Annotated in this window: 21 protein-coding genes (1 of these 21 running past the window's edge); 11 read left to right on the top strand and 10 right to left on the bottom strand. The window is 67.9% G+C overall.

The window, feature by feature from the left end:
• The 4 genes from ACQ450_RS07535 to ACQ450_RS07520 form a co-directional block, all read right to left on the bottom strand.
• On the bottom strand, nt 1-1,150 hold the 5' portion of the coding sequence (locus ACQ450_RS07535; RefSeq protein WP_188056033.1) for an alpha,alpha-trehalose-phosphate synthase (UDP-forming). It extends 275 nt beyond the left edge of the window; 1,150 of the gene's 1,425 nt are visible here — the first part of the coding sequence; the start codon lies at nt 1,148-1,150; its stop codon lies beyond the left edge, outside the window.
• Entirely contained in the window at nt 1,147-2,946 is a 1,800-nt protein-coding gene (locus tag ACQ450_RS07530; RefSeq protein WP_431471110.1) for a glycoside hydrolase family 15 protein, read from the bottom strand. Before ACQ450_RS07530 ends, ACQ450_RS07535 begins: the two co-directional genes overlap by 4 nt.
• The gene (gene otsB / locus ACQ450_RS07525; RefSeq protein WP_431471109.1) at nt 2,943-3,704 is read right to left on the bottom strand and encodes a trehalose-phosphatase; all 762 of its coding nucleotides are present in this window, start codon (nt 3,702-3,704) and stop codon (nt 2,943-2,945) included. The genes ACQ450_RS07530 and otsB overlap by 4 nt, the downstream gene beginning before the upstream one ends.
• 122 nt (nt 3,705-3,826) lie before the next feature.
• The gene (locus tag ACQ450_RS07520; protein ID WP_431471108.1) at nt 3,827-4,246 is read right to left on the bottom strand and encodes a DUF2147 domain-containing protein; all 420 of its coding nucleotides are present in this window, start codon (nt 4,244-4,246) and stop codon (nt 3,827-3,829) included.
• A 102-nt stretch (nt 4,247-4,348) separates the two neighbouring features.
• On the opposite strand from ACQ450_RS07520, the gene ACQ450_RS07515 reads away from it, so the two are divergent.
• The 5 genes from ACQ450_RS07515 to ACQ450_RS07495 are packed head-to-tail and all read left to right on the top strand — an operon-like array spanning nt 4,349 to nt 8,678.
• Nucleotides 4,349-5,212 (top strand): S-methyl-5'-thioadenosine phosphorylase, encoded by an 864-nt coding sequence (locus ACQ450_RS07515; protein ID WP_431471107.1) that lies wholly within the window; start codon nt 4,349-4,351, stop codon nt 5,210-5,212.
• 20 nt (nt 5,213-5,232) lie between these two features.
• Nucleotides 5,233-5,685, top strand: coding sequence for an FKBP-type peptidyl-prolyl cis-trans isomerase (locus ACQ450_RS07510; protein ID WP_431471106.1), 453 nt, complete (start codon nt 5,233-5,235; stop codon nt 5,683-5,685).
• A gap of 4 nt (nt 5,686-5,689) precedes the next feature.
• Nucleotides 5,690-6,808 (top strand): 8-amino-7-oxononanoate synthase, encoded by a 1,119-nt coding sequence (locus ACQ450_RS07505; protein ID WP_431471105.1) that lies wholly within the window; start codon nt 5,690-5,692, stop codon nt 6,806-6,808.
• Entirely contained in the window at nt 6,805-7,425 is a 621-nt protein-coding gene (gene bioD / locus ACQ450_RS07500; protein ID WP_431471104.1) for a dethiobiotin synthase, read from the top strand. Before ACQ450_RS07505 ends, bioD begins: the two co-directional genes overlap by 4 nt.
• Nucleotides 7,422-8,678 carry an adenosylmethionine--8-amino-7-oxononanoate transaminase gene (locus ACQ450_RS07495; protein WP_431471103.1) on the top strand — a complete coding sequence of 419 codons (1,257 nt, stop codon included), beginning with the start codon at nt 7,422-7,424 and terminating at the stop codon, nt 8,676-8,678. The genes bioD and ACQ450_RS07495 overlap by 4 nt, the downstream gene beginning before the upstream one ends.
• A 63-nt stretch (nt 8,679-8,741) precedes the next feature.
• Here ACQ450_RS07495 and acnA read toward each other — a convergent pair whose 3' ends face one another.
• The gene (gene acnA, locus ACQ450_RS07490) at nt 8,742-11,414 is read right to left on the bottom strand and encodes an aconitate hydratase AcnA (RefSeq protein WP_431471102.1); all 2,673 of its coding nucleotides are present in this window, start codon (nt 11,412-11,414) and stop codon (nt 8,742-8,744) included.
• A 376-nt stretch (nt 11,415-11,790) separates the two neighbouring features.
• Between acnA and ACQ450_RS07485 the strand changes: the two genes are divergently transcribed.
• Complete coding sequence (locus ACQ450_RS07485; RefSeq protein ID WP_188056023.1) at nt 11,791-12,195, top strand: acyl-CoA thioesterase; 405 nt, start codon at nt 11,791-11,793, stop codon at nt 12,193-12,195.
• 129 nt (nt 12,196-12,324) lie between these two features.
• Nucleotides 12,325-12,930: a superoxide dismutase family protein gene (locus tag ACQ450_RS07480; RefSeq protein WP_431471101.1), complete on the top strand. Its 606-nt coding sequence runs from the start codon at nt 12,325-12,327 to the stop codon at nt 12,928-12,930.
• Nucleotides 12,931-13,061: 131 nt separating this feature from the next.
• Here ACQ450_RS07480 and thpR read toward each other — a convergent pair whose 3' ends face one another.
• Complete coding sequence (gene thpR, locus ACQ450_RS07475) at nt 13,062-13,598, bottom strand: RNA 2',3'-cyclic phosphodiesterase (protein ID WP_431471100.1); 537 nt, start codon at nt 13,596-13,598, stop codon at nt 13,062-13,064.
• 119 nt (nt 13,599-13,717) lie between these two features.
• Between thpR and ACQ450_RS07470 the strand changes: the two genes are divergently transcribed.
• Both ACQ450_RS07470 and ACQ450_RS07465 read left to right on the top strand, forming a co-directional pair.
• A complete protein-coding gene (locus ACQ450_RS07470) occupies nt 13,718-14,473 on the top strand; it encodes a Bax inhibitor-1/YccA family protein (protein WP_188056021.1) in 756 nt (251 codons plus the stop codon).
• 187 nt (nt 14,474-14,660) lie between these two features.
• Nucleotides 14,661-15,011: a hypothetical protein gene (locus tag ACQ450_RS07465; RefSeq protein WP_188056020.1), complete on the top strand. Its 351-nt coding sequence runs from the start codon at nt 14,661-14,663 to the stop codon at nt 15,009-15,011.
• 11 nt (nt 15,012-15,022) lie between these two features.
• Here ACQ450_RS07465 and ACQ450_RS07460 read toward each other — a convergent pair whose 3' ends face one another.
• Complete coding sequence (locus ACQ450_RS07460; protein ID WP_431471099.1) at nt 15,023-16,336, bottom strand: amidohydrolase; 1,314 nt, start codon at nt 16,334-16,336, stop codon at nt 15,023-15,025.
• A 62-nt stretch (nt 16,337-16,398) separates the two neighbouring features.
• Complete coding sequence (locus tag ACQ450_RS07455; protein WP_431471098.1) at nt 16,399-17,019, bottom strand: DUF4893 domain-containing protein; 621 nt, start codon at nt 17,017-17,019, stop codon at nt 16,399-16,401.
• A 154-nt stretch (nt 17,020-17,173) separates the two neighbouring features.
• Between ACQ450_RS07455 and ACQ450_RS07450 the strand changes: the two genes are divergently transcribed.
• On the top strand, nt 17,174-17,635 hold the full coding sequence (locus tag ACQ450_RS07450) for a peptidase S1 (protein WP_188056017.1): 462 nt from the start codon (nt 17,174-17,176) through the stop codon (nt 17,633-17,635).
• Nucleotides 17,636-17,653: 18 nt separating this feature from the next.
• On the opposite strand, the gene ACQ450_RS07445 is transcribed toward ACQ450_RS07450, so the two are convergent.
• Together ACQ450_RS07445 and ACQ450_RS07440 are read right to left on the bottom strand one after the other, a co-directional pair.
• Nucleotides 17,654-18,439 (bottom strand): 3-hydroxybutyrate dehydrogenase, encoded by a 786-nt coding sequence (locus ACQ450_RS07445; RefSeq protein ID WP_431471097.1) that lies wholly within the window; start codon nt 18,437-18,439, stop codon nt 17,654-17,656.
• A gap of 37 nt (nt 18,440-18,476) precedes the next feature.
• Nucleotides 18,477-19,619 (bottom strand): patatin-like phospholipase family protein, encoded by a 1,143-nt coding sequence (locus ACQ450_RS07440; protein WP_431471096.1) that lies wholly within the window; start codon nt 19,617-19,619, stop codon nt 18,477-18,479.
• Between the two features lie 128 nt (nt 19,620-19,747).
• Between ACQ450_RS07440 and ypfJ the strand changes: the two genes are divergently transcribed.
• Nucleotides 19,748-20,635, top strand: a complete 888-nt coding sequence (ypfJ, locus tag ACQ450_RS07435; protein ID WP_431471095.1) for a KPN_02809 family neutral zinc metallopeptidase — start codon at nt 19,748-19,750, stop codon at nt 20,633-20,635.
• The last annotated feature ends 2 nt before the right edge of the window (nt 20,636-20,637 follow it).

The following is a 20,637-nucleotide window of genomic DNA, read 5'->3' as shown; positions in this document are numbered from 1 at the left end:
CGGGATCCTCGGGATCCTGCGCGGCGACATATTCCTTGGCGACCAGATTCATGCCGTCGCGCAGCGGAGTGACGAGGCCGATGCGGGCCGCGCGATAGACGCCGAACAGCTCGTCGCGCGGATAGCCCTGGTTCACATAGCGGATCGGCACCCAGTCGAGATCGGCGAACTCGCCGTTGATGTGCCCCGACAGGCTTTCGAGCGTGGTGCGGATGCGCTGGTAGCTTTCCACCGCGGCGCGCGAGGGCGGGGCGATCTGGAGCAGGAAGACTTCCTTGCGTTCCTCGCTGTGCTCGCGAAGGAAGCGCTCATAGCCGAGGAACCGTTCCTCGAGCCCCTTGGAATAGTCGAGCCGGTCGACTCCGACGATCATCGCCCGGCCGTTGGCGCTGCGCCGCATCTTCTCGAACGCGGCCTTGGCGGCCTCGCTGTCGGCCATCGCCATGAATTCGGACGCGTCGATCCCAATCGGGCAGTTGAGCAGCTTCACCGAGCGGCCGTTGAGCGAGACGATGTCGTCGTCCGACGCCGTGGCGCCGAGATCGTGGACCGCGAAATCGACGAAGCTTTCGAGCCATTCCTGCGTGTGGAAGCCGATCACGTCATAGGCGAACAGCGTCTCCACCAGCTCCGAGGCTTCGGGAAGCGTGTTGAGCAGGCGCCGCGGCGGCCAGGGAATGTGGAGAAAGAAACCGAGGCGATTGTTGCACCCGCGCTTGCGCAGCTCGTTGCCGAGCGGGAACATGTGGTAATCCTGGACCCAGATCGCGTCCTCGGGCTCGATCAGCGGCCGGACCGTCTCGGCGAAGCGTTCGTTGGTGCGCTGATAGCCGCCGGCGAAATCGCGCTCATATTCGGCAAGGTCGATGCGGTAATGGAACAGCGGCCACAGCGTGCGATTGGCGTAGCCGTTGTAATATTCCTCGATGTCCTGCTCCTCGAGGTCGATCGTCGCCGACGTGACGCCCTGATGCCGCTGGAAATTGATATGGCCGGTGAACTGGTCGGTGATCTCTCCCGACCATCCGAACCACATGCCGCTATATTCGCGCAGCGCCGCAGACAGCGCCACGGCCAGCCCGCCCTGCGCGCCCGAATGCGAGCCGGTGGGCGCGGACACTCGATTGGAAATGACGATCAGTCGGGTCATCGAATAGCGCTCCAGGGTTTGCTCAACAGAACGGCGCAGTTGATCATTCCGACCAGCGAGTAGGTCTGGGGATAGTTCCCCCATAGCTCGCCGCTGACCGGATCGATGTCTTCGGACAATAGGCCCGCTGCGGTGCGGCGCGAGAGCATTTCCTCGAACAATGCGCGCGCGTCGTCGCTGCGGCCGGTGAAATGCAGCGCCTCGATCAGCCAGAAGGTGCAGACGTTGAAGGCGGTTTCGGGCAGGCCGAAATCATCTTCGGTGGCGTAGCGCAGCATGTGCGAGCCGCGCCGCAACCCTTGCTCGACGGCAGCCAGCGTGCCCTGGAAGCGCGGATCATCGGGCGGCAGAAAGCGCAGGTCGAGAAGCTGGATCAGGCTCGCGTCGAGATCCTCGCCCGAGAAGGTGGCCGAGAAGAAGCGCGGGCCCTCGCGCCAGGCGGCGTGCTCGATGCGTTCGCGGATGCTGCGCGCGCGCTCCACCCAGAAGGCCTGGCGCTCGCTAAGCCCGAGCCGCTCGGCGACGTTGGCGAGCCGGTCGCACGCCGCCCAGCACATCGCGGCGGAATAGGTGTGGACGCTCTGCCGGGTGCGCAGTTCCCAGAGGCCGGCGTCGGGCTGATCGTGGAATTGCCACGCGCGCTCGCCGACGCGCTCCAGCGCCTCGAAATCCTCGGCCCCGGCCATGCGGAAGAGGCGATGATCGAAAAAGGCCTGGGCGTTGGAGAGGACGATCTGGCCATAGGCGTCGTGCTGGATCTGCTCATACGCCTGGTTGCCGATGCGCACCGGCCCCATGCCGCGATAGCCGGCGAGATCGGGTGCGATCCGCTCGGGCAGCGCCGATTCGCCGAGCACGCCGTAGAGCGGCTGGATATGCCCGCCGCGCGCCGTATCGACGATGTTGCGCAAATAGCCGAGATAGGCTTCGAGCACGTCAAGCGCGCCGAGGCGGTTCAGCGCCTGAACGGTGTAATAGGCGTCGCGGATCCAGCAGTAGCGATAGTCCCAGTTCCGCTCCGACCCCGCGTGCTCGGGGATCGAGGTGGTGAGTGCTGCGACGATCGCGCCGGTCTCCTCGTGCTGGCACAGCTTGAGCGTGATCGCCGAGCGGATCACCACTTCCTGCCATTCGAGCGGGACGGCGAGGCCGCGCACCCACTCCTGCCACTCGAGCGTGGTGTTCGAGAGCATGTCCTGGATCGTGGCGGCGATGTTGCCGACGAAGCTTTCGTCCGGGCCGAGGAAGAAATGGAGCGGGCGCTCGACGCGAAAGGTGCGTTCCTCCTGCAGCAGCCCGACCGGCGCATCGGTGGTGAGCCGCAGCGTGAGTTCGTCCATCGTGTAGCGGATGTGGTTCGATCCGCCGATCCGCTGGCGGCAGCCGCTGCCGTGATGGCAGGTCGGCCGCAGGCGCATCCGGACGCGCGGGCTACCCGCAACCGGCCGGACGATGCGGGCATAGGCGACCGGCCGGTAGGTGCGCCCCATCCGCTGAAAGCGCGGACAGAAATCGGTGACTTCGATCGCGTTGCCGTGCGCGTCGATGTGGCGGCTGATCAGGATCGGCGTGTTGCGCAGATAGCTCTGCTCGACCGCGACACAGTCTTCGAGCGTGATCGACCAGAGACCCATCGCGCTTTCGCTCGCGGGATCCTCGCCGCGCATCAGCGAGGAGAAGAGCGGATCGCCATCCACTCGGGGAACGCACCCCCACACGAAATTGCCGGCGCGGTCGACAAGCGCGCTGACCTGGCAATTGCCGATCGGCCAGAGATCGAGTGTCGGCTCGTTCACGCTCCGAGCGCCTCCGCCGCGCGATCGAGCCAGGCGAGCGTGGCGGACACGTCCGCCAGCCGATAGGATGCTGCCGTCGCGCGGGGATCGCCGACCAGCACCCCGGCGCCACCCAGCGCGCGCGCCGATTCGAACCCAGGTTCGTCGGTCGTGTCGTCGCCGAGGAAGATCGGGCGCATGCCGGCATGTTCGGGCGCGGCCATGAAAGTGGCGATCGCCTTGCCCTTGTCGCCGCCCGAGGTGCGTACTTCGTAGAGCATCTTCCCGGTCTGAAGATGGAGGCCGTGGGTTTCGGCGAGCCGTGTCGCCAGATCGCCGCACGCGGCCTCGGCCTCGGGCGCCTGGCGGAAGTGCAGCGCGGCGCCGAGCGGCTTTTCCTCGACCAGAACGCCGGGGTGGCGCGCGGCGAGCGCCTCCATCTCCGCCTGGACCTGCTGCAATGCGGCAGGGCGATCGACCATTTCGATATGGCCGTCGGAAAAGCGGAACTCCATGCCGTGGCTGCCGGCGACCGCGGGAGTCGCATCGCCGAGATAGTCGAGCACCTGCGCGACCGGACGGCCGCTGACCACGGCAACGCGCCCGTCGAGCCGATCGATCAGCCGTGCCACGAGCGCGAGCAGCCGCGCGTCGACCGCGACCGCATCGGGCCGCTCGGCGATTTCGACGAGCGTTCCGTCGAAATCGAGGAACAGGCTGGCGTTCCGCAGCAAGTCCGCCGGCGGCGCGGGAAGATCTATCGTCGAGCTGGTCGGCAAGCACCCCTCCTGTGCAATGGTCCCCGCGAAGGAAAGCAGCGGAGACGACATCGTTCCATCCGTGTGACGAGTCTCTGCTGCACTGCAACGCACAGCGCGGAGAGAAAGCGCGGAGGGGGCGATCAGCTCGCGCGGCTCCAGTTCTGCTCGCGACAGAAGACCGCGATGCAACCCTTCACGCTGAGGCGCGAGGGATCGGTTCGCTCGAGCACCGAGCGATAGGTCTTGCCCGATTTGGGATCGTAGATGCGCCCGCGCCAGACCGCGCCGTCGCGCGTGAAGCCGCTGAGGATGGTGAGGCCGCGGATCGGCCGGGAGCGCAGCGATTCGTCGGGATTGTTCACGTCGAGCGGGTTGGGCCCGCGGTCGGAGCGCAGCACCCGCGTGATCCGGCCGCACATCTGGTTGCCGCAGGGAGCGATCTGCACCAGCGCCGAGCCGTCTTCGGTGCGCCAGGTGCCGGCGATGCCGCCATCCTGCGCCTGGGCGGGGGCGGTGGTCAGTGCAGCGAGCGCGGCGGCGGCGATCAGGGGAAACTTCATGGAGGCTCCTGGAAGACGAAACTCGACACATGCGACGCCGGACGGCATCAGCGCCACTCTATGCGCGTCGGGCGGCGCGCGCAAAGCGGCAGGGAGGCACGCATGGGCGGCTGGACGATCGGGATCATCGGCGGATCGGGGCTCTACGACGTCGAAGGCATCGAAGGCGGCGAGTGGGTGGAGGTGGAAAGCCCCTGGGGCGCCCCTTCGGACGCGGTATTCCGCGGCCGGGTGGGCCATGCGCAGGTGGTGTTCCTGCCGCGCCACGGCCGCGGTCACCGGATCAGCCCGTCCGAGCTCAACGCGCGCGCCAATATCGACGTGCTGAAGCGGCTGGGCGTGACCGACGTGCTTTCGGTTTCGTCGGTCGGCTCGCTGGTCGAGGATCGGCCGCCGGGCAGCTTCACCCTGGCCGACCAGTTCATCGACCGGACCAAGGGGCGGCCGTCCAGCTTCTTCGGCACCGGCATGGTCGCGCATGTCTCGATGGCCGATCCGGTGTGCCCGCGGCTGTCCGGCCTGGCGGCGGCGGCGGCGCGCGAAACCGGGGTTCAGGTCGATGCCGGCGGCACCTGTCTGGTGATGGAGGGCCCGCAATTCTCGACTCGTGCCGAAAGCCATCTCTATCGCAGCTGGGGCTGTCACATCATCGGCATGACCGCGATGCCCGAGGCCAAGCTGTGCCGCGAGGCCGAGCTGCCCTATGCGCTGGTGGGAATGGTGACCGACTACGACTGCTGGCGCGAGGAGGAGGAAGCGGTCGACGTGGCGCAGGTGATCGCGCAGCTTTCGGGCAATGCCGAAAAGGCGCGGGCGATGGTGCTGAACCTGCTGCGCGCGCTGCCGCAGGAGCGCGAGCCCAGCCCGATCGACACTTGCCTCGACACCGCGCTGATCACGGCGCCGCACGTTCGCGACCCGGCGCTGCTCGCCAAGCTCGATGCGGTCGCGGGGCGGGTGCTGTGATGTGGCCCGTGCTTTTCGCGATGCTTCTCGCGACCCCCGCAGCCGCGCAGGAAGCGCCCGAGCGGTCGCAGGATGCCGCATGGCACAACCGCCAGTTCGCCGCGCTCGCCGCGCTCGATCCTGCCGAGGGGTGGCGCCCGCTGGAGCGCGGCGTGCTGTGGCGGCGCGTGAAGGGCGACGGTTCGGGCCAGCATCCGAGCATCACCGACCGTGTGCGGATCCACTATGCCGGGCGGCTGATCGACGGCACCGAGTTCGACAGCAGCTGGGCACGCGGCGAACCGGCGACCTTTCCGCTGGGGCGGCTGATTCCCGGCTGGCAGATAGCGGTGCCGCAGATGGGGGTGGGCGATACGATCGAAATCGCGGTGCCGCCCGACGCGGGCTATGGACCGTTGGGCAAGGGCCCGATCCCCGGCGGCGCGGTGCTGCTGTTCACGATCGAGCTGTTCGCGGTGAACCCGGCGGAATAGCCCCGTGTTCGACGCGCAGAGCAAGGATCTCGAACGGCTCGGCCGGATCGGGCGGCGGCGCGCGCTGCACCCGCGTGCGGGCGCGGACTTTGCCTCGAACGACTATCTGGGGCTGGCGGAGAGCGCACGGCTGCGCGAGGCGGTGGCGGATGCGCTGGCGCGTGGCGTGCCGGTGGGGTCGGGCGGATCGCGGCTGTTGCGCGGCAACCATGCCGAGCATGAAGCGCTGGAGACCGAGGCGGCGGCGTTCCTCGGCAGCGAGGCCGCGCTGTATTTTTCCAGCGGCTTTGCCGCGAATGCCACGCTGCTGGCGACGCTGCCGCAGCGCGGCGACCTGATCGTGCACGATGCGCTGATCCACGCCAGCGCGCACGAGGGGATGCGGCTGGCGCGCGCGGAGAGTGTGGGCGTGGCACACAAGGACGCGCAGGCGGTGGACGAGGCGATCGCGCGCTGGCGGCGCGCGGGCGGGCGCGGCACGGCCTGGATCGCGGTCGAGAGCCTGTACAGCATGGACGGCGATCGCGCGCCGCTCGACGACCTGGCCGATGTCGCTGCGCGGCATGACGCGGTGCTGCTGATCGACGAGGCGCATGCGACGGGAGTGTTCGGTCCCGATGGGCGCGGACTCGGGGCGGGGCTGGAGGGGCAGGCGAATGTCGTCACCCTGCGCACCTGCGGCAAGGCGCTGGGATGCGAGGGTGCGCTGGTCTGTGGGCCGCAGGTCGTTATCGACCATCTGGTCAATCGCGGGCGCGGCTTCATTTTCTCGACCGCGCCGTCGCCGCTGATGGCGGCCGCGGTGCGCGCGAGCCTGAAGATCTTGGCCGATGCGCCCGAGCGGCGGACGGCACTTTCGCAGCTGGTGCGTGACGCGGAGGTGCTGCTCGCGCCGCTGGGCGTGCGGGCGACCGGATCGCAGATCCTGCCGCTGGTCCTGGGCGAGGACCGCCGCACGATGGAAGTGGCGCAGGCGCTGCAGGTGCGCGGGTTCGACGTGCGCGGTATCCGGCCGCCGACCGTGCCCGAAGGAACCGCGCGGCTGCGCATTTCGCTGACGCTGAACGTCGATCGCGGCCAGGTCGCGGCGCTGGCGGAGGCGCTGCGTGAGGCGCTGGGATGAGCGGCTTCGTCGTCACCGGTACCGATACCGAAATCGGCAAGACCGTGTTCGCCGCCGCGCTGGCGGGTGCGCTGGGCGCATCCTATTGGAAGCCCGTGCAGGCGGGGCTGGAGGACGGCAGCGACGCCGCGCGGGTGGCCGCGCTGGCGGGGCTGCCGCCCGAGCGGGTGCTGCCCGAGGCCTATCGGCTGGCGACGCCCTGTTCGCCGCATCGCGCGGCGGAGATCGATGGCGTGGAGATCGATCCGGCGCGGCTGGCGCTGCCGCACGTCCGCCCGCTGGTGGTGGAGGGCGCGGGCGGCGCGCTGGTGCCGCTGACGCGCACCCTGCTCTACGCCAACATGTTCGCGCGCTGGCGGCTGCCGGTGGTGCTGGTGGCGCGCACCGGGTTGGGGACGATCAACCACAGCCTGTTGTCGATCGAGGCGCTGCGCGCGCGCGGCGTGGCGATCCACGGGGTCGCATTCGTCGGCGAGGCGGTCGAGGACAGCGAGGCGACGATCGCGGCGATTGGCGGCGTGCGGCGGCTGGGCCGGCTGCCGCGGCTCGACCCGTTGACGCCCGATACGCTGGCGGCGGCGTTCGCCGCGCAGTTCGATCTGGCGGACTTCGCATGAGCGACTCGCCGATCTGGCATCCCTTCACCCAGCACGGGTTGGGCGAGCCGATCCCGCAGGTGGCGCGTGCCGAGGGCGCGGCGCTCTACACCGCCGACGGGCGGCGGATCATCGACGCGATCTCGTCCTGGTGGGTGACGACGCACGGCCATTGCCATCCGCGCATCATGGCGGCGGTCGCCGAGCAGGCGGGGCGGCTCGACCAGATCATCTTCGCGGGCTGGACTCACGAACCCGCCGAGGCAGTGGCGCAAGGGCTGCGCGCGGTGATGCCGCCGGAGCTGACGCGCGTTTTCTTTTCCGATTCCGGGTCGACCAGCGTCGAAGTGGCGCTGAAGATGGCGCTCGGCTTCTGGGCGAACCGGGGCGAGCCGCGGCACCGCATCCTGGTGCTCGAACACAGCTATCACGGCGACACGATCGGCGCGATGTCGGTGGGTGCGCGCGGCGTGTTCAACGCAGCCTATGCGCCGCTGCTGTTCGACGTCGGCACGATTCCGTTTCCAGCCGAGAGTGCCGAGCAGGCGTGCCTCGACGCGCTGGAGGCAGAGTGCGCGGCCGGCGTCGTGGCGGCGTTCATCGTCGAGCCGCTGGTCCTCGGCGCGGGGGGAATGCTGGTTTATTCCGCCGAAGTGCTCGTGGAGATGGCGGCGATCTGCGCCCGCCACGGCGTGCTGTTCATCGCCGACGAAGTGATGACCGGCTGGGGACGCACCGGAACGCTGCTGGCGTGCGAGCAGGCAGGCGTCGTGCCCGACATCCTGTGCCTGTCGAAAGGGCTGACCGGCGGCGCGGTGCCGCTCGCCGTGACGATGGCGCGCGAGCCGATCTATGCGGCGCATTGGAGCGCCGACCGGGCCAGGATGTTCTTCCACTCGTCGAGCTACACCGCCAATCCGATCGCCTGCGCGGCGGCGGCGGCGAACCTGGCGATCTGGCGCGACGAGCCGGTGGGCGAGCGAGTCGCGACCCTGGCGGCGCGGCAGGCCGAGCGGCTCGCGGCGGCGGCGACGCTGCCGAACGTGGCGAACCCGCGCGCGCTGGGGACGATCGCCGCGTTCGACATCGCGGTGCCCGACGCGGGCTATCTCTCGGATCTGGCGCCGCGGCTGCTCGCGCACTTTCGCGAGGCGGGGGTGCTGCTGCGTCCGCTGGGCAACACGCTCTACGTCATGCCGCCCTATTGCATCGGCGAGGACGATCTGGACGCGATCTGGAGCGAGATCGGGCGCGCCGTGGCGACGATCGCCTGAAGCGAAGAAGGGACCGACGCCGAGTGGCGCCGATCCCCTTCTTTCGCACTCCCGCAACGTGCTTCAGGCGGCGAGCTTGCGCAGCACGTATTGGAGGATGCCGCCGTTGAGGAAATACTCCAGCTCGTTGACGGTATCGATCCGGCAGCGGGTCTGGAACGTCTCCTTCGAGCCGTCGGCGCGCGTGACTTCGACTTCGACGTCCTGACGCGGGCGGAGGTCCGCGACGCCTGTGATCGTGAAGCTTTCGTCGCCGGTGAGGCCCAAAGTCTCGCGGCTCACGCCCTCGGCGAACTGGAGCGGCAGCACGCCCATGCCGACGAGGTTGGAGCGGTGGATGCGCTCGAAGCTCTCGGCGATGACGGCGCGGACGCCGAGCAGGATCGTGCCCTTCGCCGCCCAGTCACGCGACGATCCGGTGCCATATTCCTTGCCCGCGATCACGACGAGCGGCGTTCCGTCCGCCTTGTGGCGCATCGCGGCGTCGTAGATCGGCATGGTTTCGCCGTCATACTTCGTCATGCCGCCTTCGACGCCCGGCACCATTTCGTTGCGGATGCGGATGTTGGCGAAAGTGCCGCGCATCATCACGTCATGGTTGCCGCGACGCGCGCCATAGCTGTTGAACTCGGCCTTCGAGACCTGGCGCTCCTGCAGATAGGTGCCCGCGGGCGAATCCGCCTTGATGCTGCCGGCCGGCGAGATGTGATCGGTGGTGATCGAATCGCCGAGCACCGCGAGCGGCTTGGCATCGACGATGTCGCGCACCGGCGCCGGCGTCATCTCCATCCCGTCGAAATAGGGCGGGTTGGCGATGTAGGTCGACGTCGGGTTCCACTGGAAGGTGTCCGATCCCTCGACGCTGATCTTCCGCCAATGCTCGTCGCCGGCATAGACGTTGCCGTAGCGTTCCTTGAACATGTCTTCGCGGACGCTGGAAAGGATCAGATCCTGGACCTCCTGGTTCGAGGGCCAGATATCCTTGAGGAACACGTCCTCGCCGTTCTGGTCCTGCCCGATCGGCGTCGTCGTGATGTCCTCGGTCACCGTGCCCTTCACCGCATAGGCGACCACCAGCGGCGGCGAGGCCAGGAAGTTGGCGCGCACGTCCGGCGACACGCGGCCTTCGAAGTTGCGGTTGCCCGAGAGGACCGAGGCGGCGACGATGTCGTTGCCGTTGATCGCTTCGGAAATCGGCGGCGCGAGCGGCCCCGAGTTGCCGATGCAGGTCGTGCAGCCATAGCCGACGAGATTGAAGCCGAGCGCGTCGAGATCGTCCTGCAGCCCCGCCTTGGCGAGATAGTCGGTGACGACCTGCGAGCCGGGCGCGAGGCTGGTCTTGACCCAAGGCTTGCGCGTCAGCCCCTTCTCGCGCGCCTTCTTGGCGACGAGACCCGCGGCGATCAGCACCGAGGGGTTGGAGGTATTGGTGCAGCTGGTGATCGCGGCAATCACCACGTCGCCGTCGCCGATGTCATGATCGAGGCCCGTGACCGGCACGCGCTTCGGATTGCCCTTCTTGTACACCTTGGTGAGATCGGTGTTGAACAGTTCGTCGACCTCGGTGAGCGCGACGCGATCCTGCGGACGCTTGGGACCGGCGAGCGAGGCCTGGACGCTGCTCATGTCGAGCTCGAGCGTGTCGGTGAAGATCGGATCGGGGCTGGTCTCGTCGTGCCACATGCCCTGCGCGCGGCAATAGGCCTCGGTGAGCGCGACCTCTTCCTCGGGGCGGCCGGTGAGGCGCATGTAATCGAGCGTCTTGTCGTCGATCGGGAAGAAGCCGCAGGTCGCACCATATTCGGGCGCCATGTTGGCGATCGTCGCGCGATCGGCGAGCGTCATGCTCGACAGGCCCGGGCCGTAGAATTCGACGAAGCGGCCGACCACGCCGCGCGCGCGCAGCATCTGCGTGACGGTGAGCACCAGATCGGTGGCGGTGATGCCTTCGCGCAGCGCGCCGGTGAGCTTGAAGCCGACGACTTCGGGGATCAGCATCGACACCGGCTGGCCGAGCATCGCGGCCTCCGCCTCGATCCCGCCGACGCCCCAGCCGAGCACGCCCAGGCCGTTGATCATGGTGGTGTGGCTGTCGGTGCCGACCAGCGTATCCGGATAGGCGACTTCATCGCCGTCGGGAGCCTTGGACGACCAGACGCCGCGGCCGATATATTCGAGATTCACCTGGTGGCAGATGCCGGTGCCCGGCGGCACCACCTGGAAATTGTCGAGCGCCTTGGAGCCCCACTTCAGAAACTCGTAGCGCTCGCCGTTGCGGGCATATTCATGCTCGACATTCGCCTCGAAGGCCTGGGGCGTGCCGAACTCGTCGACCATCACCGAATGGTCGATCACGAGGTGGACCGGCACCTGCGGATTGATCTTCTGCGCGTCGCCGCCCAGCTTCGTAATCGCATCGCGCATCGCCGCAAGATCGACCACGCAGGGAACGCCGGTGAAATCCTGCATCAGCACGCGCGCGGGGCGATACTGGATTTCGCGGTTCGAGCGGGCATCCTTCTGCCAGTCGACGATCGCCTGCGCATCTTCGGGAGTGACGGTCGTGCCGTCCTCGAAGCGCAGCATGTTTTCGAGCAGCACCTTCATCGAGAAGGGCAGGCGGCTGATGTCGCCCAGCTTCGCGGCTGCCTTTTGCAGCGAATAATAGCCGTAGCGCTTGCCGCCCACGTCGAGCGTGTCGCGGGTGCCGAGGCTGTCCTGGCCGATTGCGGTCATGGGTATGGGCCCTTCCTGTTTATCTCCCCTAGCGCGGCGGGGAGGCGGAAGGTTCCGCACGATCGCGCTGCCGGGGCGTGTGTGACGCGAGAGTCGCGCGGGCCTTAGCAAGGGGGTGGGGACAGGGGAAGATGCGAGCGGTGCGGAGCCGGGGGCTCACTCGAGCCAGTGCACGAACCTCGGGAGGGATCACGTTGCCGGGAAGCGCGTTTCGAGGATGCGATCGCATGCCGTGTCGCGCCGGAGGAAGCGGCCGAAGCGCGCCGCCGCAACGCCCCCTGCGGGGCGCACGGCGGTCGACGCGGCGGTGCAACATTGCTAGGGTGCAGCGACCTCCAGTCCGCCAGAACCGCAATTCGGGTAGAGTAGCCTGTCCATGTCCGCCGAAACGCCCCATGTCCACGAACATCCGATCGACGTCCGCCCCGAGGACATCGACTTCATGGGGCACGTCAACAACGCCGTGTATCTCACCTGGGTGCAGGATGCGGTGATCGATTACTGGCGGCGCGTGGCGCCCGCCGAAGCAGTCGCGCAGCACCTGTGGGTCGCGCTGAAGCACGAGATCACCTATCGTAAGCCCGCATTCCTGAACGACAATGTCGTCGCACATGTGGTGGCTGAAGGCGTGCAGGGCGCACGGACCTTTTTCTCGACGATCATCAAGCGCGGCGAGGACGTGCTTGCCGAGGTGCAGTCGAGCTGGTGCTGCCTGGACGCCGAAACGAAGCGGCCGGCGCGGCTGGCGCGCAGCGTGGTGCAGCGGTTCGTTCCCGGCTGACGTCGCAACAGCGCACATTCGCCGCGCGGTGCGCCGCGCCACCCTCCCGCCGAGCAAAACGCGCCACAGGGTCGGAACCTGTGCTGCCTCCGTTCATTCCACAGCAAGAATGAACGGAGGAGACCGGTGATGCAGGGGTTGAAGATGGCGACGGCGCTTGCCGGGATGGTGGCGCTCGCCGCCACTGCCGGCGGTTGCGCCGAAGAGACCACCGTGGTGGTGAACGACACCGAGGCCAATATGGCGGCCGAGCCGATGAATGTGATGATCGACGGCAATCGGATGATGGACGGCGCCTATCAGGCTGTTGCCCAGCTGCGGACCGCCGAGGGCGCAGAAGCCGGCCAGGCGATGGTGCGGCAAGTGGAGGAAGGCCTCGAGGTGACGGTCTACGCCCGCAACGTTTCGCCGGGACCGCATGGCGTTCACGTCCACACGACCGGGCAGTGCGATGCGCCCGACTTCCAGAGCGCCGGCGGCCACTGGAACCCGACCGACATGCAGCACGGGCTGGAGAATCCGCAGGGTCCCCATGCCGGCGACATGCCGAATATGGACGTCGCTCAGGATGGCACCGGCTCGATTACCTTCACCTTGCCGGCGGGCACCTATGAAGGGCTGATGGACGCCGACGGCGCCGCGATGATGATCCATGCCGGCCGCGACGACCAGCAGACCGATCCGGCAGGCGACAGCGGCGATCGCGTCGCATGCGGTGTGTTCGAGGCGGCATAGCTCCCGCCGCCCGGCCCGCCGCTCCGCGTAGCGTTTCGGAGTGGCGGGTATCGCCGCACGGGTGCGCCTGACCAGCCGATGCGACTCCCCGCCTCCAGCTGCTGCTCACGAAAAGAGAGCGGCAGGCGAGGCTAGCCGTCCAGCGGGTAGCGCTCCACTGCTTCATAGACCGCGCCCTCGCTGCCGAGGTGGCTCTGGAACAGCGTGAAATGTTCGAAGCGGAACGGGGCGCTGGCAAGACCGGCATGCTCGGCGAGCCAGCGATCGGTGGTGCCCGCGCCCGCGCCGAGCCGCGCCAGCGTGATATGCGGCAGATAGGCACGGGCTTCGGAAGCGCGCCCGGCGCGGGTGATCGCCTGATCGACCTTCTTGTGGAGGCGCAGCAGCGCGTCGTGGCGCCGCACCCCCGCCCAGAGCGCGTTGGGGCGGCCGCGGGTGTCGAACTGGCCCACGCCGGCGAGCGCGACGTCGATCGGCGGAAAATGGACACTGCCGAGCATCAGCGCGACATCCTCCGCCATCGGCCGCTCGACTTCGCCGATGAAGCGCAGCGTGAGGTGGAGCTGATGCTCGTCCTGCCAGCGCGCGCCCGGCACGCCGCCCATTGCGTCGAGAAGCTGCCGGCGGATCGCGGGCGGCGGCCGCAGACCTACGAAAAGACGATGCATAGCGGCATTCGCCTTAACCAATCACAACGCGGGGTGCGAACCGGTTTTGCTTGAAAAGCGACCCCAAAGCTCTGATATTCGCATCATCCGGCAGCAACGCCGGGCAAAGGAGTTTTAGAATGGCAAATTGGTCGGATCCCCGGACGGCCGCCGCCCCCTATGCGACGGGCGCAGCTACGCGCGGTGCCGCGTATGATGCGGGGCTGCGTTCCTATATGCTGTCCGTGTACAATTACATGACGTCGGGCATCCTGCTGACCGGCATCGTGGCGATGCTGTTCGCCTGGGGCGACCCGATCACGGCGTCGCCGGCGTATCAGGTGTTCTCGCAGGGCGGGCCGCTCGCGTGGATCATCATCCTGTCGCCGCTGGCGATCGTCTTCGCGATGAGCTTTGGCCAGAACCGCATGAGCCAGGGGACGCTGCAGGCGCTCTACTGGGGCTTCGCGGTGCTGATGGGACTGTCGCTCTCGACGCTGTTCCTGCGCTACACCGGCACGTCGATCGCCCAGGCGTTCTTCGCGACGGCGGCGGGCTTCGCCGGTCTGAGCCTCTATGGCTACACCACGAAGAAGGATCTGTCGGGCTGGGGCTCGTTCCTGATCATCGGCGTGGTGGGTCTGCTCGTGGCGATGCTGCTCAACGCCTTCGTGTTCCAGTCGGGCGTGATGGGCCTCGTCATCAGCGCACTGGGCGTGCTGATCTTCGCCGGCCTCACCGCTTATGACACGCAGAAGATCAAGAGCATGTACGCCCATGTCGCGGGCACCGAAATGCAGGGTAAGGTCGCCATTCTCGGCGCGCTGAGCCTGTATCTCGACTTCATCAACATGTTCCAGTTCCTGCTCCATCTGATGGGCAGCGCACGCGAGTAAGGCGATACGCCGTCCGCGCGAGCACGGATCGAGGAACGGCCCGGCGGGGAAACCTGCCGGGCCGTTTTTCTTTGTGCCCGGCGCGCGGCGCTTTCCATGTGCGCGGCCCGGCAGTGGTGCGGCGCAAAGGAACGCTCGCCGGGTCCATCCGTTTCAGAAGGGTAACGCCCAGCGAAAGAGAGAGGCAATGAGCGAGTCCGATCCCGTCGAGAAAGCCGTCACGAAGGACATGCCGGTGGCGCCACCCGATCCGGGCGAAACCCGGTCGGATGCAGCGGAGGATCGTGCCGCCGCCAATCGCCTCGGCGCGAAGGAAACCGATGCCGGGATGACTTCGGCGCACAAGGACGCGGGCGCCGACGAATCGATCGGCGAGCGGCTCGAGCGCAATCCCGAGAGCAAACAGGCACGGCTGGACCGCGCGCTGGACGAATCGATGGACGCATCCGACCCGCCGGCGACGACTCAGCCGGTCCACAGCCACGGACCTGCGCCTTCCTCAGGCTATGACGCCGAGAAGGAAAAGAACCGCAAGTAGCGTCGAAAGCGTCAGCTTCTTCCCAGAATGTCGAGCGCCGCCGCGGTCAGCGCTTCGCTGGCGGTCGCGATCACGGCCTCGGCATCGGGAGCCCAATAGGGGCTGTGCAGCGAAGGGAGCGTCGCCTCGCCCGCCTGCGCCGCCTGCCAGCGATCGAGCGGCACGCCGCCGACCCAGAAGATGACGCTCTGGATCGATTCGTCGGCGAGCCGATAGCGGCCGAAATCCTCGCCCCCCATCACCGGCGTGGCCTGCACCACGCGCTCTTCGCCAAATTGTTCGCCGAAGAGACTCAGCAGCCGCTCGCTGAGCTCGGGCGTGTTGTAGGTCGACGGCGTATATTCGTCCTTCACCCTGACCTCGGGCATCAGATCTTCAGGCATGCCGGCCGCGATCGCCTCGCCGCGGGCGATCCGCGCAATACCGTCGAGCAGTTGCTGGCGCACTTCGGGCGCGTAACTGCGCACTGTCAACTGCAGCAGCGCCTCGTCCGAAATGATGTTGTGCTTCGAGCCGGCGTGGAAGCTGCCGACCGTGACCACCGCCGGGGTCTGCGGATCGAGCTCGCGGCTCACCAGCGTTTGCAGCGACGTCACGATCCGCGAACCCAGGACCACGGGATCGCGCGTCGTGTGCGGATAGGCGCCATGGCCGCCCACGCCGCGGACGCGAATGTCGACTGAATCGACATTTGCGAGCGCATAGCCGGGCGTGAGGCCGATCACCCCCGCCGGCGCCGAGGCGGTGTCGTGAAAGGCGATTGCATGCGTCGGCCTGGGGAAGCGCGTGAAGAGCCCGTCCTCGAGCATCATCCGCGCGCCCTTGCCGACTTCCTCGGCGGGCTGGGCGATCATCACCAACGTGCCCGACCAGCGATCCTTGAGGGCTGCGAGCCGCCGCATCGTGCCGACCCAGGCGGTCATATGCGTGTCATGGCCGCAGGCGTGCATCACGCCGGTTTCCACGCCCTCCTCTGTCGTGGTGCGGACCTGCGAGGCGAAGGGCAGTCCGGTCTGCTCGGTTACGGGAAGGCCGTCCATATCGGCGCGGATCAGGAGCGTCGGCCCCTCTCCATTGCGCAGCACCGCGACGACTCCGGTACCGCCGACATTCTGGGTCACGTCTAAGCCCGCCTCGCGGGCGATGCCGGCCAGCCGGGCGGCGGTGGCGGTTTCGTGAAGGCTGAGTTCGGGGTTGGCGTGCAGGTCGCGATACAGCGCCATCAGCGCGTCCATGTCGGCGGGCGCCGCATCCGGGATCGGCTGGGCCAAGGCAGTCGACGAAACCAGCGCCAGCGCGGCAGCGGCGACAAGAGAGCGGATCATGGCGGCAGTCCCCCCGGTTGCAAGTCGCGCAGCTTCGCCGTCGCGCGCCCGGAGCGCAACCCTCAGGCGGGGACGAACTCGATCACGTCCACGATCGATTCGAAATTTGGTCGGGGCAGGACGAGCCGCCAGCGTGCCTCACCGATCCGTTCGACATAGCCGATCATGTCGCGCTGGCGATCGATTCCGTAGCGGTGCGCCCGATCTTCATCCCCCAGCACCAGAGTGCCCAGGAAGATGGCCCGCGTCTCGCGATCGGGGAACAGCAGCCCCTCGGGGCGCTGCGAGCCGGTGCTTTTGATAAAGCGGCGTAGCGCCCCTTCGGCGGCGATGCTGCATTCAAACCAGGGATAGGCAGTGAAGTCCTGCGCTGCGGGCTCAGCCGCCCCCAGCTTGAAGGTCCGGCAGCGATAGGTGCCGGGCGGGGGAAGTGCGCCGGCCATTGCGACGTCGGGATCGAACAGCACGTCTTCCGCGGCGACTGCGGGCGCATCCGCGGCACGGGCGAGGGGCAGCGCTTCGTCCCACGCCGATCGCCAGCCGCGCAGCCGCTGTCGATCCGACTCGGTTGCCACCGACCGCCAGTTCTCGCCAAGTTCGGCGGGACCGGGATGCGCCTGGCGATAGATGCTGCAGCCCGGAAGGGTGAGCAGCAGCGCGGCGGAGAGAAGAAGACGATGCACGCGCCCATGGTGCAGGCGGCGCGCCGGGATCGCAACCCGTCGCGAACACATTGCCGAGCTTCCTGTAAACAGATGATGGACCAATGTGCCGAATTGCGGCAAGTCACTGGCTGGCGGCGGCATTTCGCGGCCGCGATCCCAAGGGGGGGAGCTCATGTTGAAGAAGTTCGTATTCGTTGCGGCGATGGTCGCCGCGTTCCCGGCAGCCGCGCAGGATGTCGGCGCCGATCCCAATTATGAGGAAATGACGATTTCTTCGGGCTTCGAGCCCGACCCGCGCGTGGTTTCGCTGCGCGCCGGCGGCGACATCGATGCAAGCCGCCTGGGCGGCGCCTGCACCGGCTTCATCACCGACGCGCCCGACGTGCGCCTGAACTTCACCGGTGGCGACCTGCCGCTGATCATCTCGGTCGCGGCCTCTTCGGACACCGCGCTGGTCGTGAACGCACCCGATGGCCGCTGGTATTGCAACGACGACGGCGGCAACACCGGCCTCAATCCGTCGGTCCGTTTCAATTCGCCGCGCACCGGCCGCTACGAGATCTGGGTCGCGACCTATGAGTCGGGTGCGACTCAGCCGGCGCGGCTCCACGTCTCGGAAGTCTCCAGCCAGTAATCGGCCGGATGGGCGGCGCTATTGCGCCGTCCATCCCCCGTCGAGCGAGAGATTGGCGCCGGTAATGCCCGCCGCCGCATCGCCGCAGAGATAGAGCGCGAGGCTCGCCACCTGATCGGGCAGGACGAACTGCTTCGTCGGCTGCGCCGCCAGCAGAACGTCGTTCATCACCTGCTCGCGCGTCAGGCCGCGCGATGCCATCGTGTCGGGAATCTGGTTCTCGACGAGCGGCGTCCAGACATAGCCGGGTGAGATGCAGTTCACGGTGACGCCATGGGTCGCCGTTTCGAGCGCGATCGTCTTGGTGAGCCCGGCAAGGCCGTGCTTGGCCGCGACATATGCCGACTTGTTTGGGCTCGCCACGAGCGAATGCGCCGATGCGGTCGAGATGATCCGGCCCCAGCCCTTTTCCTTCATGTGCGGCACGGCGGCGCGCATCATGTGCCATGCGGAGGAAAGGTTGATCGCCAGGATGGCGTCCCACTTCTCGACCTGGAATTCCTCGATCTTCGCGACATGCTGGATGCCGGCGTTGTTCACCACGATGTCGGGCGCACCCAGTTCGGCGGCGCAGCGCTCGACCATCGCGTAGATCTGATCGGGCTTCGACATGTCCGCTCCATCGTAGAGCGCGCCGGCACCCGAGCGCTCGGCAAGGGCGGCGCGCTCCTTTTCGATCGCATCGGCGTCGCCGAAGCCGTTGATCATGACCGCGGCACCTTCGGCGGCGAGCGCCTGGGCGATGGCGAGGCCGATGCCGGAGGTGGAGCCGGTGACGATCGCGGTCTTGCCTTTGAGAAACATGGGGCTTCCTTTTGCTGCGGAGTGAGGCGACGAGGCTTCAGCGCGCCGTCAGGTCGAAGGCGGCGGTTCTGCCGTCCTGGATATTGCGGGCGATCAGCCGCGCATTCGCCATCGTTTGGGCGACGGCGCGCCCCCCGGCGTGCCAATGCTCGGCCATCGAGCGGTGTGAGAACTCGAAGTCGCGGCTGCCGCCTTCCCAGGCGTTGGCGCGATAGATCAGATGGACGAGACTGACCGGCTTCTCCGCCGCCTGTGCCTCCAGCGCCCGGACATCGGGATCGTCGTGCAGCTCCGGCGGCAGCTTGGCCAGCACCTTGCGGATCGCCTCGCGCTCCAGACGCAATCGCATCCGCTCGGTCGAGACCTGGCGGGTGCGGCTCGAATAGCGGATCTCCTTCTCGCGCGCGAGCACGTCCATGATCGTCTGCGGCCGATCGGCGGCCGCGGCGAACAAGTCGACCTGGAACACCAGCATCGGCACCTGCTGCCGATCGAGGACATGAGTGAGCGGCGTGTTCGAGACCAGACCCCCGTCCCAATACCAGCTTCCGTCGATCTCGACCGGCGGAAGCCCCGGCGGGAGCGCGCCGGAGGCCATGATGTGGCGCACGTCGATGCGCTCATCCTCGGTGTCGAAATAGCGGAAGTTGCCGGTTTCGACATTGACCGCGCCGACCGACAGACGGACCGGCCCGTCGTTGAGCAGATCCCAGTCGATCAGCGTTTCCAGCGTCGCCGCGAGAGGAGCGCTGTCGTAGAAGCTGAGCGCGCCGGGGCTGCCCGCCGACGCGAGCATTGGCGGAAGCGGGCGCGGGCGGAAGAAGCCGGGAACGCCAGTCCACATCACCATGGCGGCCGACCATTCGTGCGCGAGCTCGCGCGCCGGATCGTGAAGCGAGACCGGCAGGCTGGGCAGTGCGCTCGTCACCATGTCCCAGAAGGCGCGCAGCCGCTCGATCCGGCGTTCGGGCGGATTGCCCGCGATGATCGCCGCATTGACCGCCCCGATCGAAATGCCGGCGACCCAGTCGACCGCGATCGCCGCTTCGTCGAGCGCCTCGATCACGCCGGCCTGAAAACTGCCGAGCGCGCCGCCGCCCTGGAGCACCAGCGCCACGCAATCGGGCAGCGGCATCGCCGGAGTGCGGCGCGGCGGAGCGGAAGGTTCGGCATCGGCCATCGGCTGCACATGGCGCGGCCGCGCGGCTTCATCAACGGCCGCACGCGTGGCCGGCGTGAATTTTCGTGCAACGCTTTGCCGCGATGGCGCATTGTTGCGGCGAGAAAACGATCAAGGGGTTCACAGGCATGCGGCTCGACGATTTCGACCCCACTTCCCATGCACGCGATCTGGGCAGCGGCGGCGGCGGTGGCGGCGGGTTCGGGCTGCTGGGATTCCTGCCGTTGCTGCTCGGACGCGGGCTCGGCTGCGGCGGGATCGCGATCCTGGGCATCCTGGCGCTCGGCTATCTGTTTCTGAGCGGCGGCGGTGGGATCCTGGGCGGCAGCGGCGGCGGAACGATCGGGGCCGGTGGCGGCGCGACGGGCGCCGCGGCCTGCAACACCCCCGAGCGCCAGTTCGCCTGCCGCGTGATGACCAGCACCGAACAGACGTGGGACGCGCTCTTCCGCGAGGCGGGGCTGAACTACCGCCCGGCGACGATCAACTTCTACGAAGGCGGAGCGACATCGGCCTGCGGCTATGCGTCGTCGGCGGTCGGCCCCTATTATTGCCCGCCCGATCAGGGCGTTTATCTCGACACGTCTTTCTTCCGCGAGCTGGCGCAGCGCTTCGGCGCGCGCGGGGATTTCGCGCAGGCCTATGTGATCGCGCACGAGATCGGCCACCATGTCCAGAACCTGCTCGGCACGTCGGACGAAGTGCGCCGCCGCCAGCAGCAGCTGGAGCAAACCGCGGGCAACGAACTGTCGGTTCGGCTCGAGTTGCAGGCGGATTGCTTCGCGGGCGTGTGGGCGGCGCAGAACCGCGACCGGCTGGAGGCGGGCGATATCGAGGAAGGCATGACCGCCGCTGCCGCGATCGGCGACGACAGGCTTCAGGAGCAGAGCCAGGGGCATGTCGCTCCCGAGAGCTTCACCCATGGCACGTCGGAACAGCGGATGCGCTGGCTGCGCCGTGGTCTCGAGACGGGCGATCCGGGCGCGTGCGACACGTTTTCGACCGGAGCACTTTGAGC

Origin of the sequence: Sphingosinithalassobacter sp. LHW66-3 (assembly GCF_050703275.1) — a bacterium.
Classification (GTDB): Bacteria; Pseudomonadota; Alphaproteobacteria; order Sphingomonadales; family Sphingomonadaceae; genus Sphingomonas.
Note: the sequence above shows the minus strand (reverse complement) of the source record. Positions and strands in the feature narration are given on the sequence as shown.

Excerpts from the sequence above, each read along its gene's own strand:
- ACQ450_RS07520 (WP_431471108.1), bottom strand. The coding sequence starts at position 4,246 with ATGAAGTTTCCCCTGATCGCCGCCGCCGCGCTCGCTGCACTGACCACC.
- ACQ450_RS07515 (WP_431471107.1), top strand. The coding sequence starts at position 4,349 with ATGGGCGGCTGGACGATCGGGATCATCGGCGGATCGGGGCTCTACGAC.
- ACQ450_RS07510 (WP_431471106.1), top strand. The coding sequence starts at position 5,233 with ATGCTTCTCGCGACCCCCGCAGCCGCGCAGGAAGCGCCCGAGCGGTCG.
- bioD (WP_431471104.1), top strand. The coding sequence starts at position 6,805 with ATGAGCGGCTTCGTCGTCACCGGTACCGATACCGAAATCGGCAAGACC.
- ACQ450_RS07495 (WP_431471103.1), top strand. The coding sequence starts at position 7,422 with ATGAGCGACTCGCCGATCTGGCATCCCTTCACCCAGCACGGGTTGGGC.
- acnA (WP_431471102.1), bottom strand. The coding sequence starts at position 11,414 with ATGACCGCAATCGGCCAGGACAGCCTCGGCACCCGCGACACGCTCGAC.
- ACQ450_RS07485 (WP_188056023.1), top strand. The coding sequence starts at position 11,791 with ATGTCCGCCGAAACGCCCCATGTCCACGAACATCCGATCGACGTCCGC.
- ACQ450_RS07480 (WP_431471101.1), top strand. The coding sequence starts at position 12,325 with ATGCAGGGGTTGAAGATGGCGACGGCGCTTGCCGGGATGGTGGCGCTC.
- thpR (WP_431471100.1), bottom strand. The coding sequence starts at position 13,598 with ATGCATCGTCTTTTCGTAGGTCTGCGGCCGCCGCCCGCGATCCGCCGG.
- ACQ450_RS07470 (WP_188056021.1), top strand. The coding sequence starts at position 13,718 with ATGGCAAATTGGTCGGATCCCCGGACGGCCGCCGCCCCCTATGCGACG.
- ACQ450_RS07465 (WP_188056020.1), top strand. The coding sequence starts at position 14,661 with ATGAGCGAGTCCGATCCCGTCGAGAAAGCCGTCACGAAGGACATGCCG.
- ACQ450_RS07460 (WP_431471099.1), bottom strand. The coding sequence starts at position 16,336 with ATGATCCGCTCTCTTGTCGCCGCTGCCGCGCTGGCGCTGGTTTCGTCG.
- ACQ450_RS07450 (WP_188056017.1), top strand. The coding sequence starts at position 17,174 with ATGTTGAAGAAGTTCGTATTCGTTGCGGCGATGGTCGCCGCGTTCCCG.
- ACQ450_RS07445 (WP_431471097.1), bottom strand. The coding sequence starts at position 18,439 with ATGTTTCTCAAAGGCAAGACCGCGATCGTCACCGGCTCCACCTCCGGC.
- ACQ450_RS07440 (WP_431471096.1), bottom strand. The coding sequence starts at position 19,619 with ATGGCCGATGCCGAACCTTCCGCTCCGCCGCGCCGCACTCCGGCGATG.
- ypfJ (WP_431471095.1), top strand. The coding sequence starts at position 19,748 with ATGCGGCTCGACGATTTCGACCCCACTTCCCATGCACGCGATCTGGGC.